The sequence below is a fragment of the Rhodoferax mekongensis genome (assembly GCF_032191775.1).
GTDB lineage: Bacteria > Pseudomonadota > Gammaproteobacteria > Burkholderiales > Burkholderiaceae_C > Allorhodoferax > Allorhodoferax mekongensis.
In genome coordinates this window covers 2,108,861-2,123,811 of sequence record NZ_CP132507.1, presented here as the reverse complement: position 1 = coordinate 2,123,811, position 14,951 = coordinate 2,108,861, and the positions used below count along the sequence as shown (strand labels likewise).

The window sequence follows — 14,951 nt, the reverse complement described above, 5'->3', positions numbered from 1 at the left end:
TTCTTCAAAAATGATAGCAACTCGCGCACACGGGATGCGCGCCAGAGCACTAATTGACGTAAATCTGCTTAGAGATCCTCCGACCCGAGCAGCATCTCTGTGATGCCCTTGCCGGCTTGGACCATGGGGAACACGTTTTCAGTGGGATCTGTGCGGAAGTCCATGAACACGGTGCGGTCCTTGAGTTTGCGGGCCTCGCGCAATGCGGGTTCCACATCGTGGGGGCGCTCAATCAACATACCGACGTGACCATAGGCTTCCGCCAACTTCACAAAATTCGGCAATGCATCCATATAGCTGTGGCTGTAGCGACCTTCATATTCCACTTCCTGCCACTGACGCACCATCCCGAGATAACGGTTATTCAAGGAGCAGATCTTGATAGGCGTGTTGTATTGCAGGCAGGTGGAAAGCTCCTGGATGTTCATTTGTACCGAGCCTTCGCCGGTAATGCAGAACACCTCGCTTTGCGGCTTGGCCAGCTTGATGCCCATGGCATAGGGAATGCCCACGCCCATGGTTCCCAGACCACCGGAGTTGATCCAGCGACGGGGCTCGTCAAACTTGTAGTACTGCGCAGCCCACATCTGGTGTTGCCCCACATCGGACGTGATGTAGGTATCGGCGTCTTTGGTCATGTTCCAAAGAGTTTCCACGACATACTGCGGCTTGATCACATCGCCGTTGCCGGGGCTGTACTTCATGCAATCGCGCTTGCGCCAGCCTTCAATCGTGTCCCACCAAGCACCCAGTGCATTCGCGTCAGGCTTGGTCGAACCCTCGCGGATCATCGCGATCATTTCGTTGAGCACGTCCTTCACATCGCCCACGATAGGAATATCGACCTTCACCCGCTTGGAGATGCTGGATGGGTCAATGTCAATATGAATGATCTTGCGCTCATTCTGGGCGAAGTGCTTGGGGTTGCCAATCACGCGGTCATCGAAACGCGCACCCACCGCCAGCAGCACATCGCAGTTCTGCATGGCGTTGTTGGCTTCGACGGTACCGTGCATGCCCAGCATGCCGAGGAACTTGCGGTCACTCGCAGGGTACGCACCCAGACCCATCAAGGTGTTGGTGCAGGGGTAGCCCAACATGTCCACCAGAGTGCGGAGTTCGTTGGAAGCGTTGCTCAGCAACACGCCGCCACCGGTGTAGATATAAGGACGTTTGGCGGTCAACAACAGTTGCAAGGCCTTGCGAATTTGCCCACCATGCCCCTTGCGCACCGGATTGTAAGAACGCATTTCCACGCTCTCCGGGTAGCCGTGATAGGGCACCTTCTTAAAAGACACGTCCTTGGGAATATCGACGACCACAGGGCCGGGACGACCACTGCGAGCGATATGGAACGCCTTCTTCATGACTTCCGCCATGTCCTTGGCGTCCTTCACCAGAAAGTTGTGCTTCACGATGGGGCGTGTGATGCCGACTGTGTCGCACTCTTGGAAAGCATCCAGTCCGATCGCGTGCGTAGGCACCTGACCGGAAATAATCACCATGGGAATGCTATCCATGTAAGCAGTAGCAATGCCGGTCACGGCATTGGTCAGACCCGGCCCGGATGTCACCAACGCCACGCCGACATCACCGGTGGCACGGGCATAGCCGTCGGCAGCATGCACGGCTGCTTGCTCGTGGCGTACCAGAACGTGTTGGATCGTGTCTTGCTTGTAGAAAGCGTCGTAAATGTGCAGAACTGCACCACCGGGGTAACCCCAGATATATTTGACGTTTTCGGCTTGTAGCGCTTTGACAAGGACTTCCGCGCCCCTCAATTCGGGAACAGCGGCGGATTTGGATGCGGATGCGGCCGAAGCGATTTCGGCTTTAGAAATTTCCATGATGAACCTTTGTGAATTTCTCTGACGAAAAACCTTGGGTGCCCCTTCGCAAACACTTGTGGAGTCGCGTCGGGACTTAAGGTCAAAGCCATGGACGCATTGAATGTTGCGCCGGACCAGGACCCGTTTGCCTTTTAATAGCACCGGTATTATGGCATTTGTTTAGACACGCACTTTCGGACGTCGGTTTGCAGTCCTTGCCGGAATGCAATAATCACGGGCCTCTCCGCCAGAAATATTGCGTTGAGACAGACTGTCAGACTTTAGTTTATGCCTTCAATGGTCCCGTCACTTGGCAACCGAAAAAGAACTCTCTGATTTCCTGAAAAGTGTCGAAAGACGGGCCTTCAAACGGGCGGCATACCATGTCCGCAACGATGAATCCGCTTTGGATATCGTTCAGGACAGCATGATGAAGCTGGCCGAACATTACGGCCACAAGCCGGTCGAAGAGCTCCCCATGCTGTTTCAGCGGATCTTGTCCAACAGCACCCTGGACTGGTTTCGCCGGCAGAAGACTTACAGCGCTCTGTTTTCAACATTGAGTGATTTCGAGTCGGGAACTGAGGACGATGACTTCAATCTATTGGAGTCCTTGGTAACCGACCAAGGCGGAGAACAATCAGAAAGTGCGGAAACGCAAACCGAGCGTGCACAAACCTTGCTTTCGATAGAAGAAGAGATATTGCGGTTGCCGCCACGTCAACGGGAAGCCTTCCTTATGCGTTATTGGGAGGATATGGATGTTGCGGAAACGGCTGCCGCAATGGGCTGCTCACAAGGCAGCGTCAAAACACACTGCTCCAGAGCAGTACAGGCCTTGGGAAATGCGTTGAAAGGAAAGGGGATCCGGCTATGAAAACCACAAAAATGCACCGTTCAAGTGCGGAAATCCAAGACGCTGTGGGGCGCGCCGTTACCTTACGCCTGAACGAAAGTGCAGACTCCCTGCCCCATGACATTTCCGAGAGACTGAAGGTCGCGCGTATGCAGGCGCTTGCCAAACGCAAGTGGGTGGCTGAAACCACATCGGCCAACGTTGTCACAGGGCAAAGCGGCGAGGCTACCCTGCAAATGGGCTCCGGTTTCCGCCATTGGATGACCCAACTTGGCTCATGGCTGCCATTGCTGTTGCTGGTGACGGGAATGATCGTCATCGGTTTGGCGCAAGACGACTGGACCGCCCAGGAAATTGCCGATGTGGATACCGAGCTGCTAACCAACGCCCTGCCGCCTGCAGCTTACACAGACCCAGGTTTTGCGCAATTTTTACGCAGCAACCAAGAGAAGTAAGCGGCTGTAACCCTACATCCGCATCAATCGACGCCATGCAACGCCCCCCCTTTCACGTTTGCGCCAGTCATGAGGTGATTGCTGCTGTTTGCGCGGTAGCGCTGCTTGGCGCATATGACGTTTCCATCGCTCAGAGCAGCCCCGCGCTGCCGCCCCAAGCCCCGGCGACAACCCCAGCCGTCACTTGGAGTAGCTTGAACGCAGCCCAAAAGACGGCCCTTGCGCCTTTGCAAACCTCTTGGGAAACCTTGGCAGCCGGACATCAGCGCAAGTGGATTGCTTTGTCCCAAAACTTCGCCAACATGTCTGCCGAGGACAAGGAACGGCTGCACAGCCGCATGGGAGAGTGGGCGGCTCTCAAGCCCAAGGAGCGGCAGCAAGCGCGATTGAACTTCGCCGAGACCAAAAAAACCCCACCTGCGGAGCTCGCGGCCAATTGGGAAGCCTATCAAGCCTTGAGCGCAGAAGAGAAGGAGGCTTTGGCCAAAAAAGCGGCTGCCAAACCGGCGGGGGCAGCGATTGCCACCAAAGCGCCTTCCCCTCAAAAAATTACACCTGTTCCGCTGACCCGCAATTCTCCCGAGTCGAAGAGGGAAAAACTGGTCGCTCAGCAGCCTTTGGATCAAAACACCCTCTTGCCTCTGGCCCCGGCGGCAAAATCCAATAGCAGCAACTAAGCAACTGGCTTGCTTGGCACCTGGGTGCGGGTGGTACTGAGGTGCCTACAATCTGGCCTTCATTTCTACGAAGGTCGGTACTTTGATGACAATCGCGTTGGACACCCCCGGTCTTTGGCGCCGGATGGCGTGCTGGGTTTACGAAGGCATTTTGCTGTTTGCTGTTGCATTCTTTGCCACTTGGCTATTTAGCACCTTGGGGCAAGTGCGCAGCGGCATAGACCCCCGGCGTCCGCTTTTGAGTCTCTTCCTCTTTGTGGTGCTAGGTGTCTACTTCGTCTGGTTTTGGGCCCACGGGCAGACGCTGGCCATGAAAACATGGAATATCCGCGTAGTCGGTCGTGACGGCAAAAAGATTACGCAACTGCGCGCATTGGGACGCTACGTGTTGAGCTGGGTATGGTTCCTCCCGCCCTTGCTGGCGGTTTCGCCCTTTCACCTGTCGGGTGGTGAGATTGTCGTCATCTGCTTGGGCTGGTTTGCTGTCTGGGCCATCTTGAGCCGCTTTCACCCTCAACAGCAGTTCTGGCACGACGCGTGGGCTGGCACCCGTCTCATCACTTCAGCCCCCCTCAGCCGCTGATCGGCGACCCAAAGGCCTCATGGAATCCACGCCCGAAAATCACATTGATCCCGCAGTCAACCCGCAAAAGCAACGTCGGGGCTTGAGCCGCATTCTGCATGCGACCCGCTACTCATGGGCTGGCTTGCAAGCCGGGTGGAACGAGCCCGCATTCCGGCAGGAATGTGTTCTGGCGTTGGTGCTGCTACCTGCATCCCTTTTTGTGGGCCAAAGCTGGGTAGAGAGCGCCGTCCTCGCGGCAAGCGTCATTGCAGTGATGGTGGTGGAGTTACTGAACACCGCGGTCGAGTCCGTCGTCGACCGGGTAGGCCCCGAATGGCACCAGCTGTCCAAACGGGCCAAAGACATCGGCAGTGCAGCCGTGCTGCTGAGCCTGCTGCTCTGCGCCGCCATCTGGTGTGCGGCGCTCTGGCAGCGCTTTGCTGTTTAGGCGTTTAGCTTAAACAGCGGACTCGTCCTGCTCGCCAGTACGGATGCGGACTACACGCTCCACGCTGGTCACAAAAATTTTGCCGTCGCCGATTTTGCCGGTGTGAGCTGCTTTGACGATGGCGTCCACGCAGCGGTCCACGTCATCGGTTTTCACAACCACTTCCACCTTCATCTTGGGCAGAAAGTCCACGACGTACTCCGCACCGCGGTAGAGCTCGGTATGACCTTTCTGGCGGCCGAAGCCTTTGACTTCGGTCACGGTCAGGCCGGTCACGCCGCATTCAGCGAGCGCTTCACGGACTTCTTCCAACTTGAAGGGTTTGACGATGGCGGTAATTTGTTTCATCTGCGTGTCCATGGTAAAAATCAGGCCCGAAAACGGTTGGTAATAGGATAACGCCAATCCTTGCCGAAGCTGCGGTGGGTAACGCGGATTCCTACCGGCGCCTGGCGGCGTTTGTACTCATTGATCTTGATGAGCCGGGTGACGCGCTCGACATCCTCCGTCCGGTAGCCTGCGGCGATGATGGCGTCGATACTCTCGTCGTTTTCCATGTAGCGCTCCAAAATACCGTCCAGCACCTCGTACGGCGGCAGACTGTCCTGGTCCTTCTGATCCGGGCGCAACTCGGCACTGGGCGGGCGCGTGATGATGCGCTCAGGAATCGGGTAGGCGCCGGTGCCATAGGGGTCATGGGCGTTGCGCCACCAAGCGAGCTTGAACACTGTGGTTTTGGCCAAATCCTTGATGACCGCAAAGCCGCCGGCCATGTCGCCATACAAAGTGCAGTAGCCGGTGGCCATTTCGGACTTGTTGCCTGTGGTCAGCACGATGCTGCCGAACTTGTTGGACAAGGCCATCAACAAAGTGCCGCGGATACGGGCCTGGATGTTCTCTTCGGTCGTGTCTTCCGCGCGGCCGGCAAACTCACCTGCCAACGATGCCTTGAAGGCTTCGAACTCCGGCACGATGGAAATTTCATCGTAGCGTACGCCCATGCGGGCCGCCATGTCGCGGGCATCGATCCAGCTGATGTCAGCGGTATAGGGCGAAGGCATCATGATGGCACGCACCTTGTCGGCCCCCAGCGCGTCCACCGCAACGGCCAGTACCAAGGCGGAATCGATGCCACCCGACAAACCCAGCAACGCACCGGGGAAGCCGTTTTTGCCCACATAGTCGCGAACGCCCAGCACCAGCGCGTCCCACAGGTCCGCCTCAGCAGATCGCTCGGGCTCAACATCCGCTACCAATTTGATAGCTGCTTGCGCACGCGCCACCTGCGCTACAAACAGATTTTCCTTGAAACTCGGAGCACGACCGGTGACGGCACCCTGTGCATCCAAGGTGAAGGAGTGGCCTTCAAACACCACCTCATCCTGACCGCCCACCAGATGGGCGTAGACCAGTGGCAAGCCCGTGGCACGGCAGCGCTCACCCATGCGTGCTTCGCGTTCGTAGCCCTTGCCTACATGGAAAGGTGACGCGTTGATCACCGCCAGCAGCTCGGCGCCTGCTTCTTTGGCCAGACGGGCCGGCTCTTCAAACCAAGCGTCTTCGCAAATGAGCAAACCCACTTGAACGGCATCTGCTCCCTCGCCCGCTTCAAACACACACACACCTTGGCCGGGGCTGAAGTAGCGACGCTCGTCAAACACCTGGTAGTTCGGCAGTTCACGTTTGGCGTAGTGGGCGACCACCTGCCCTTCGCGCAACACACTGGCCGCATTGAAGCGGCTTTGGATGGCGACCGAGCGGGTGCGGCTGTCACCTCCGGTGGGGTGACCGACCACCACGCTCAAGCCCTTTAACCCGGCGAGCTGCTGCGCCACCGATTTCACGGCATCATCACAGGCTTGGATGAAGGCAGGGCGCAAGAACAAATCTTCAGCGGCATAGCCGCAAATGGACAATTCAGGCGTCAACACCAGCCGCACACCCTGCGCATAGGCATGGGTGGCCGCATCGACGATTTTTTTCACATTACCGTTCAGGTCACCGACGATGAAATTGAGTTGCGCAACGCACAGTTTGAGAGTCATGAACCAGCAGATCGAAGTTCACAGCCTGAGGGCGTTTGCAGGCGCCGTTTGGCTGTCGCGCCGGGGGCGCTAAATGGGTAGCACTGATTATGTCATCCGGGTGTCAGCGACACCCTCTGAGGTGGATTCCCGAGCTTGGGATGCGCTGCTGGCCACGCAAAGCCACCCTACCCCCTTCATGCGCCACGCTTACTTGGCCGCCATGGCTGAGAGCGGCAGCGCCACGGCCGCGACCGGCTGGAGCGCCCACTTCATCACCCTGCACCGGGACGAGGCCTTGTGCGCCGCCTGCGTGGTTTACCTGAAAGACCATTCGTATGGCGAATACGTGTTCGACTGGGCCTGGGCCAGCGCCTACCAGCAACACGGCCTGGAGTACTACCCCAAGGGCGTGATTGCCGTGCCTTTCACCCCCGTGCCCGGCACCCGCTTGCTGGCGGTGGATGCACAGGCCCGCGCAGCGCTGCTGCAGGCGGTGCAGGCGTGGTGCGAGTCGGTGAACGTGTCATCGGCCCACATGCTGTTTGCCGCCGATGCCGACATGCAGAGTGCTAAGGATGCCGCATGGATGGCAAGGCATACGGTGCAGTTCCACTGGCACAACACTACGCCGGGCTATGCAGACTTTGACCAGTTCCTGCAGTCCATGAATCAGGAGAAGCGCAAGAAAATCAAGCAGGAGCGTCGCAAGGTGGCTGGGGCTGGGGTCACGTTCCGCCACAGCCAAGGCGCAGACATCAGCGCTGCAGATTGGGATTTCTTCTACCGCTGCTATGCCCGGACCTATCGCGAGCACGGCAACCCGCCCTACCTGACGCCCGACTTCTTCCGGCGCATGGCCGCCACCATGCCCGAGCATTGGCTGCTGTTTGTGGCGGAGCGCGGAGGCAAGTCCATTGCTAGCAGTTTGATAGCTGTTGGCGCTCGTTCCACGGGCGCTACAGGCCTATTTGATACAGAAGACCGGGTTGCGTACGGCCGCTACTGGGGCGCTGTGGAGCATGTGGACTGCCTGCACTTCGAGGCTTGCTACTACCAGCCATTGCAATGGTGTATTGCGAATGGCTACCGGCGCTTTGAGGGCGGCGCCCAGGGCGAACACAAGATGGCCCGCGCCCTGCTCCCCGTCAAAACCAGCAGTGCCCACTGGCTGCAGCACCCGGCGTTTGCGGATGCGGTGCAGCGCTTTCTGGAGCGTGAAGGCGAAGGCATCCAAAACTACTTGGAACACCTGGAGCAGCGTACGCCGCTCAAGAAGCCGGTTTAAAAAGTCTCCCAATCATCATCCCCGCCCGCAGGCGTGACGCGGCTGCTGGTCTTGGGCGGCGAGATGGCCTGAGCAGTCAGCACCGGCGGGGCTTTGGCCGGTGAGGCTGCCGGTTTGGCGGCTGGCTTGGGGGCAGTTTTGGCAGAACTTGCTGCGGCCGCTGCCCTGCGCTCGGGCCCTGCAAAGTTCAACTTCTGGGGTGGGTTGGAGCGCACGGCTGCTTTGGGCAAGGGGCTTGCCAACGCGTGACTACCACCGCTGGACGGGCTGCTGCTGGAATAAGCGCCGTGGCTTTCGTTGCCCAGTTTGAATACCGCCACCACCTGCACCAGATCATTGGCCTGACTCTTCAGGCTGCTGGCAGCCGCTGCCATCTCTTCCACCAAGGCAGCATTCTGTTGCGTGGCCTGGTCCATCTGGGTGACTGCTTCTCCAACCTGTGAGACACCGGCACTCTGTTCGGAGCTGGCTGCGCTGATTTCTCCCATGATGTCGGTCACCCGCCGGATGCTGCTGACCACTTCGGTCATGGTTTCACCGGCTTTGTCTACCAGACTACTGCCTTGCTCTACCCGCTCTACGCTGGCGTTGATCAGGGTCTTGATTTCTTTGGCAGCTTCGGCAGACCGTCCTGCGAGGGACCGGACTTCAGAAGCTACGACGGCAAAGCCCCGGCCTTGTTCTCCTGCTCTAGCGGCTTCTACGGCTGCATTCAGGGCCAGGATGTTGGTCTGGAAGGCAATGCCGTCAATGACGCTGATGATGTCTGCAATTCTGCGGCTGGACTCATTGATGCCTTTCATGGTCTCCACGACCTGGCCGACGACTTCTCCACCTTGAATAGCCACGGTAGAGGCATTCATGGCCAGTTGATTGGCCTGACGGGCGGAGTCGGCGTTTTGTTTGACGGTGGAGCCGAGTTCTTCCATGGACGCTGCGGTTTCTTCCAGGGCGCTGGCTTGTTGTTCGGTGCGGGCGGAGAGGTCGTTGTTGCCTTGGGCGATTTCAGCGCTGGCGGTGGCGACTGCGTCGGCGCTGGAGCGCACTTGCTTGAGCACACCCTGTGTCTTCTCTACAAACTGGTTGAAACCGGTAGCGATTGCAGCCAACTCGTCATTGCCTGAAGTTTCAATACGGCGGGTCAAATCACCCTGGCCGGAACCTATGTCCTGCATGGCATCTTTGAGCACCACCAGGCGCGCCAGCACCTTGGTCAGGACGGCACCGATCAGCAAGACCGCGACCACGGCAATCGCCAGACTACCCACCGCCGAGGACCACACCATGGCGGTAATGCCGCCCATGGCTTCCTGGCGCTTGAGCGCGATCACCAGAAACCAGTCGGTTCCGGCAATGGGCGTGGCGTAGGCCAAACGGCTTTCACCGGAGATTTGGATGTCCCGAACTGCCTCTGCCTTGCTCAAGGCCTCCAGTCCGCTGCCTCCAAGATCAGGCGCAATATCGGTGACGGGCTTGAGCACCAGGGCTGTGTCCTCGTGCACCATGATCTTGCCGGCTTTATCGACGATGAAACCGTAGGTGCCCGGCGTCGGCCGGATGGAGGCCACATTGCGCACCACACCGTCCATAAACACATCAACCGCTGTCACCGCCTTGACCGCCCCACCCTCACGGATGGCAGCAGAGAAGGTGATTACCAATTTTTTGGAACCCGCATCTACATAAGGAGGCGTCAGCGCCGGGCCTTGCGATGCAGCGGCCAACTGGTACCAAGGGCGTGCCGTCGGGTCGTAATCCGGTGGCAGATTTTGCTTTTCGGAGAAGGCCGTGCGCTTGTCGGCATAACCGATGTAGGCCGAGTCGACATCGCCCGCCACTTTGGCTGCCTCTAGAAACTTCAGTGGATCTGCTTCATTGACAGCAAAACCGAAGGACTTGACCACCTGATGCCGGCTGGCAATCCACTCCGCCACACCGGTGGCATGCGAATGGGCCAGGGCGCGGGTCTGGTTGTCGAGCGACTCCAATGCATGCGAGCGGGCCGTGTAAACATTGGTCGCAGACAAGCCTGCGAGCCCCAGCAGCACCAGCAGGCCGACCAAGCCCACAATCTTGCCGCGCAAGGAACTCAAAAAAGAGAATGGCATCGACTACTCCAATAAAGGTTAACTAAAGTTTTGACCTGCGCAGCTACACGCAAGAAGCGTGCGTTGCCCGACCTCACAGGGCCTCGGTCATCATGCCCATCTCGGAATTGCTCATCAGGGCGTCCATGTTCATCACGATCAGCATGCGCTCGCCCAAGGTCGCCAGCCCCACGATAAACCGGGACTCCAATGCGGATTCAAATTGCGGTGCAGGTTTGATGGCTTGGGCATTCAGCGTGACCACGTCCGACACGCCGTCCACCACTGCGCCCACCACCATGCCACGGATGTTCAGAATGATGACCACGGTGAAGTCGTTGTACTCCACCTTGGCCAGATTGAGCTTGAGTCGCAAATCCACAATCGGCACGATGACGCCGCGTAGGTTGATAACACCCTTCACAAAACTCGGCGAGTTCACCATCTTGGTGGGCACCTCGTAAGACCGGATTTCCTGCACGCGAAGGATATCGATCGCATATTCCTCACTGCCGAGCCGCAAGCTCAAATACTGGCCGGAATCGGCGCCGGACGACAAAGCGGATGATGACTCGTGCGATTTGTCGAACAACGAAGAAGTGTGGGCGGTTTCCATCGGCGTACCTCAAAAATCAATTTAAATGTTTTTTAACATTTTTATCGATTCATCATACACCGGCTCCTGAATAATGCAAAGGCGGAAATACACCTTGAATCCGCCCTCGCGACGCGCCTGAGGAGCCACACCTAAAGCGCGCGGGTATCCGTGCCCATGGCCCGGAATGCTGCTAACTTCTTGGAAAGCAAAAGCCCCCTGAATCATCAGGGCTGCAGGAGACACAACAAGCCATGGCAAGCAAAGCCCCTTCGTCAGAACCCACACCCCACCCTGCTGCACCCGGCTGGCACTTGATTGCGCTCGAGTTGCGCGCGCCGTGGGAGCTATGGTCGGTGCTGCCCAGCTGGCCGGTGTTGTCCAAGGCCCCCGCCGGCGACGGCCACCCCGTGCTGGTTTTCCCCGGACTGACGGCCAGTGATGGATCCACTTTGCCCCTGCGGGCCTACCTGAAGAACCTGGGCTATGACGTGTCCGGCTGGAACCAGGGCTACAACTTCGGCCCGCGCGCGGGCGTTTTGGAGACTGCGCGCCAGCAAATCCTGGAGCTCGCGCAAAGTACCGGCCGAAAAGTCAGCCTGGTAGGTTGGAGCCTGGGCGGAATCTACGCCCGCGAATTGGCCAAAGAGTTGCCCGATCAGGTGCGCGCGGTGATTACGTTGGGAACGCCCTTTGGCGGCTCCCACACCAGCACCAATGCCTGGAAGCTCTATGAACTGACTGCAGGACACAAGATCACAGACGCGATCGAGCAGTTTGACTTGGCTGGCGCGCCCCCTGTGCCGACCACCTCCGTCTATTCCCGCAGCGACGGTGTCGTGGCTTGGCAAGCGAGCCTGCAGGCCAAAAGCCGCAAGCAGCCGCATACCGAAAACGTGGAAGTGTTTGCCAGCCATATCGGCCTGGGGCTGAACCCCAGCGCATGGTGGGTGGTGGCAGACCGGCTTGCGCAGGCGGAGGGTCAATGGCAAGCATTTCAGCCCGGTAGCTCTCTGGCGCGCCTGCTGTTTCCTGACCCGCAACGCTAAACGCACGGAGTTCAGGCGAAAAAATAGCGTCCCGGGGATTTCCCTCGGGACGCTATTTTTTTGATAGCTGCTCGCGCACGCCGGACGGGCGCCAGGGGCCTGAAACACGCTGAGCGCAGTGTTTCAGGTCCATACCGCTTACTGCTGGTTGTAGGCGGCGATGCCGTCCAGAATTTCCTTGTGGGCTTCGTCCACACCGCCCCAACCTTGGACCTTGACCCATTTGCCGGTGTCCAGATCTTTGTAGTGCTCAAAGAAGTGCTCGATGGCCTTCAGACGCACGGGGTTCAGGTCATCCAGCGTCTTCCAACGGGAATACAGGGGCAGGATCTTGTCAGTAGGCACCGCCAGCACTTTGCCGTCCAGGCCGCCTTCGTCTTCCATCTTCAAGATACCGATGGCACGGCAAGGAACCACCACACCGGGTGGCAGGGGCACGGGGGTGATCACCAACACGTCCACCGGGTCGCCGTCACCCGCGATGGTCTTGGGCACGTAACCGTAGTTGGTGGGGTAGTGCATGGCCGTGTTCATGAAACGGTCCACAAAGATGCAGCCGGAGGCCTTGTCCACTTCGTACTTGATGGGGTCGCCGTTCATCGAGATCTCGATGATGACGTTGAACGATTCAGGCACTTTGCTGCCGGGGGTGACATTGTCTAGGGACATGCAATCTCTCTTTGTTTGAGTTGAAACAGGAAACGTACGGATTAACCCTGATTTTACTGACTTGGCACTTTCGAATTCACCGCTTGGCCGACAAAGCAGGCTACATTGATTGTGTTGGCCAATCACCTCCCTCTGCCAAGCAGGGTTGGAGCACTGAGGAAGCAACGCAGCGGGGACAACGCTGGCGTTGCTCCCATCTTTGCGAAACAACCATAGAGGAGAATTTCTATGACGGGCAACACAGCGCTATTTCTGGCGCTTGGCTGTGGATTGATTGCCGTGGCTTACGGCTTTTGGGCACGCAGCTGGATTCTTTCCCAGGACGCAGGCAACGCACGCATGCAGGAAATTGCGGCCGCCATTCAAACCGGCGCCGCAGCCTACTTGGCCAGGCAATACAAAACCATTGCCATCGTCGGCGTGGTGCTCACCATCCTGATCGGTATCTTTTTGGACAGTCTCTCTGCGGTGGGCTTTGTGCTGGGCGCGGTGCTCTCCGGCGCCTGCGGCTTCATCGGCATGAATGTATCGGTGCGCGCCAATGTGCGCACGGCGCAGGCTGCCACCTTGGGCATTGGCCCCGCCTTGGACGTCGCATTCCGCGGCGGCGCCATCACCGGCATGCTGGTGGTGGGTTTGGGCCTGCTGGGTGTGACCGGTTTTTACTGGTTTCTGGTGCCGGACGGCGCCGTTACATCGGCCAAACTCAACCCGCTGATCGGGTTTGCCTTCGGCTCGTCCCTCATTTCCATCTTCGCGCGCTTGGGTGGTGGCATTTTCACCAAGGGAGCGGATGTGGGCGCTGACCTGGTCGGCAAAGTGGAAGCCGGAATTCCGGAAGACGATCCGCGCAACCCGGCCGTGATTGCCGACAACGTGGGGGACAACGTGGGTGACTGCGCCGGCATGGCGGCGGATCTGTTCGAGACCTATGCCGTCACGCTGATTGCTACTATGGTTTTAGGAGCACTCCTCGCAAGTGGGGCGGTTGCCAACGCCGTTTTATATCCCTTGGCTTTGGGGGCTGTTTCTATCGTGGCGTCCATCATCGGCTGCTTTTTCGTGAAGGCATCGCCCGGCATGAAGAACGTGATGCCTGCCTTGTACAAGGGCTTGGCGGTGGCCGGTGTACTGTCGCTGATTGCGTTCTATTTTGTGACGCAATCGATGATCGCCGACAACGCCTTGGGCGGCACCGGAGCGGCCGGCAAGCTCTTCGGCGCCTGCGCCGTGGGCCTGGTGCTCACCGCAGCACTGGTCTGGATCACCGAGTACTACACCGGCACGCAGTACTCGCCCGTGCAGCACATCGCCCAGGCATCGACCACGGGGCACGGCACCAACATCATTGCGGGTTTAGGTGTTTCCATGCGGTCTACCGCCTGGCCGGTGATCTTTGTGTGCGTGGCTATTTACACCGCCTATGCACTGGCCGGTTTGTATGGCATTGCGATTGCCGCCACGTCCATGCTCAGCATGGCCGGCATCGTGGTGGCACTGGACGCCTACGGCCCCATCACCGACAACGCGGGCGGTATTGCCGAGATGAGTGAATTGCCTGCCAGCGTGCGGGACATCACCGACCCCCTGGACGCCGTGGGCAACACCACCAAAGCGGTCACCAAAGGCTATGCCATCGGCTCCGCCGGCCTGGCCGCGCTGGTGCTGTTTGCGGACTACACCCACAAGCTTGATGCTTACGGCAAGCACATCAGTTTCGACCTGAGCGATCCGATGGTCATCATCGGCCTGTTCATCGGCGGGCTGATCCCCTACCTCTTCGGCGCCATGGCCATGGAGGCCGTGGGTCGTGCCGCAGGTTCTGTGGTGGTGGAAGTGCGCCGCCAATTCAAGGAAATCAAGGGCATCATGGACGGCAGCGGCAAGCCGGAGTACGACACCGCAGTCGACATGCTGACCACCGCCGCAATCAAGGAAATGATGATCCCCAGCCTGCTGCCCGTAGTGGTGCCTATCGTGGTCGGGTTGGCGCTCGGCCCGGCTGCGTTGGGTGGCTTGCTCATGGGTACCATCGTGACCGGCTTGTTTGTGGCCATCTCCATGTGCACCGGCGGTGGCGCTTGGGACAACGCCAAGAAATACATCGAAGACGGGCACCACGGCGGCAAGGGTTCCGAGACGCACAAGGCCGCCGTAACCGGTGACACAGTGGGCGACCCCTACAAGGACACCGCGGGTCCGGCCGTCAACCCGCTGATCAAGATCATCAACATCGTGGCCTTGCTGATCGTGCCGCTCATGATGAAAATCCACGGCGGCTGATCCGCGCTGCCACCAGCCTGACAAGGCCCGCAAGCCCAGCGCTGCGGGCCTTTTTGTTGGACGTGTAAAGACACCTGCCTTGCGATAACATGCAAGGCGTTCGCTAACTCGGCGTCTACAAAGAGA

General features: G+C 58.7%; 15 protein-coding genes. 8 read left to right on the top strand and 7 right to left on the bottom strand.

What is annotated here, in order from left to right; translation table 11 throughout:
* Positions 1-68: 68 nt before the first annotated feature.
* Positions 69-1,847 carry an acetolactate synthase 3 catalytic subunit gene (locus RAN89_RS10270; RefSeq protein ID WP_313866231.1) on the bottom strand — a complete coding sequence of 593 codons (1,779 nt, stop codon included), beginning with the start codon at positions 1,845-1,847 and terminating at the stop codon, positions 69-71.
* Between the two features lie 292 nt (positions 1,848-2,139).
* Here RAN89_RS10270 and RAN89_RS10265 point away from each other — a divergent pair, with 292 nt between their 5' ends.
* The 5 genes from RAN89_RS10265 (at position 2,140) to RAN89_RS10245 (ending at position 4,830) form a co-directional block, all read left to right on the top strand.
* Positions 2,140-2,706 carry an RNA polymerase sigma factor gene (locus tag RAN89_RS10265; RefSeq protein ID WP_313866230.1) on the top strand — a complete coding sequence of 189 codons (567 nt, stop codon included), beginning with the start codon at positions 2,140-2,142 and terminating at the stop codon, positions 2,704-2,706.
* A complete protein-coding gene (locus tag RAN89_RS10260; protein ID WP_313866229.1) occupies positions 2,703-3,140 on the top strand; it encodes a DUF3619 family protein in 438 nt (145 codons plus the stop codon). Before RAN89_RS10265 ends, RAN89_RS10260 begins: the two co-directional genes overlap by 4 nt.
* A gap of 35 nt (positions 3,141-3,175) precedes the next feature.
* Positions 3,176-3,817 carry a DUF3106 domain-containing protein gene (locus RAN89_RS10255; RefSeq protein WP_313866228.1) on the top strand — a complete coding sequence of 214 codons (642 nt, stop codon included), beginning with the start codon at positions 3,176-3,178 and terminating at the stop codon, positions 3,815-3,817.
* Positions 3,818-3,902: 85 nt separating this feature from the next.
* The gene (locus RAN89_RS10250) at positions 3,903-4,400 is read left to right on the top strand and encodes an RDD family protein (protein ID WP_313866227.1); all 498 of its coding nucleotides are present in this window, start codon (positions 3,903-3,905) and stop codon (positions 4,398-4,400) included.
* 19 nt (positions 4,401-4,419) lie between these two features.
* Positions 4,420-4,830, top strand: coding sequence for a diacylglycerol kinase (locus RAN89_RS10245; RefSeq protein WP_313866226.1), 411 nt, complete (start codon positions 4,420-4,422; stop codon positions 4,828-4,830).
* A 9-nt stretch (positions 4,831-4,839) separates the two neighbouring features.
* Here the strand turns inward: RAN89_RS10245 and RAN89_RS10240 are convergent, their stop codons facing one another.
* Both RAN89_RS10240 and RAN89_RS10235 read right to left on the bottom strand, forming a co-directional pair.
* Complete coding sequence (locus tag RAN89_RS10240; RefSeq protein ID WP_087493503.1) at positions 4,840-5,178, bottom strand: P-II family nitrogen regulator; 339 nt, start codon at positions 5,176-5,178, stop codon at positions 4,840-4,842.
* 20 nt (positions 5,179-5,198) lie between these two features.
* Positions 5,199-6,875 carry an NAD+ synthase gene (locus tag RAN89_RS10235; protein WP_313866225.1) on the bottom strand — a complete coding sequence of 559 codons (1,677 nt, stop codon included), beginning with the start codon at positions 6,873-6,875 and terminating at the stop codon, positions 5,199-5,201.
* A gap of 73 nt (positions 6,876-6,948) precedes the next feature.
* Between RAN89_RS10235 and RAN89_RS10230 the strand changes: the two genes are divergently transcribed.
* Positions 6,949-8,142: a GNAT family N-acetyltransferase gene (locus RAN89_RS10230; RefSeq protein WP_313866224.1), complete on the top strand. Its 1,194-nt coding sequence runs from the start codon at positions 6,949-6,951 to the stop codon at positions 8,140-8,142.
* On the opposite strand, the gene RAN89_RS10225 is transcribed toward RAN89_RS10230, so the two are convergent.
* From RAN89_RS10225 to RAN89_RS10215, 3 genes are all read right to left on the bottom strand, one after another.
* On the bottom strand, positions 8,139-10,250 hold the full coding sequence (locus RAN89_RS10225; protein ID WP_313866223.1) for a methyl-accepting chemotaxis protein: 2,112 nt from the start codon (positions 10,248-10,250) through the stop codon (positions 8,139-8,141). The two genes, RAN89_RS10230 and RAN89_RS10225, sit on opposite strands and share 4 nt — an antisense overlap.
* A 73-nt stretch (positions 10,251-10,323) precedes the next feature.
* Positions 10,324-10,845 (bottom strand): chemotaxis protein CheW, encoded by a 522-nt coding sequence (locus RAN89_RS10220; protein ID WP_313866222.1) that lies wholly within the window; start codon positions 10,843-10,845, stop codon positions 10,324-10,326.
* Positions 10,846-10,866: 21 nt separating this feature from the next.
* Positions 10,867-11,085 carry a hypothetical protein gene (locus tag RAN89_RS10215; RefSeq protein WP_313866221.1) on the bottom strand — a complete coding sequence of 73 codons (219 nt, stop codon included), beginning with the start codon at positions 11,083-11,085 and terminating at the stop codon, positions 10,867-10,869.
* Between RAN89_RS10215 and RAN89_RS10210 the strand changes: the two genes are divergently transcribed.
* On the top strand, positions 11,079-11,873 hold the full coding sequence (locus RAN89_RS10210; RefSeq protein WP_313866220.1) for an esterase/lipase family protein: 795 nt from the start codon (positions 11,079-11,081) through the stop codon (positions 11,871-11,873). The two genes, RAN89_RS10215 and RAN89_RS10210, sit on opposite strands and share 7 nt — an antisense overlap.
* A 138-nt stretch (positions 11,874-12,011) precedes the next feature.
* Here RAN89_RS10210 and ppa read toward each other — a convergent pair whose 3' ends face one another.
* Positions 12,012-12,542 (bottom strand): inorganic diphosphatase, encoded by a 531-nt coding sequence (ppa, locus tag RAN89_RS10205; RefSeq protein WP_313866219.1) that lies wholly within the window; start codon positions 12,540-12,542, stop codon positions 12,012-12,014.
* A 228-nt stretch (positions 12,543-12,770) separates the two neighbouring features.
* Between ppa and RAN89_RS10200 the strand changes: the two genes are divergently transcribed.
* On the top strand, positions 12,771-14,825 hold the full coding sequence (locus tag RAN89_RS10200; protein WP_313866218.1) for a sodium-translocating pyrophosphatase: 2,055 nt from the start codon (positions 12,771-12,773) through the stop codon (positions 14,823-14,825).
* Positions 14,826-14,951 lie beyond the last annotated feature (126 nt).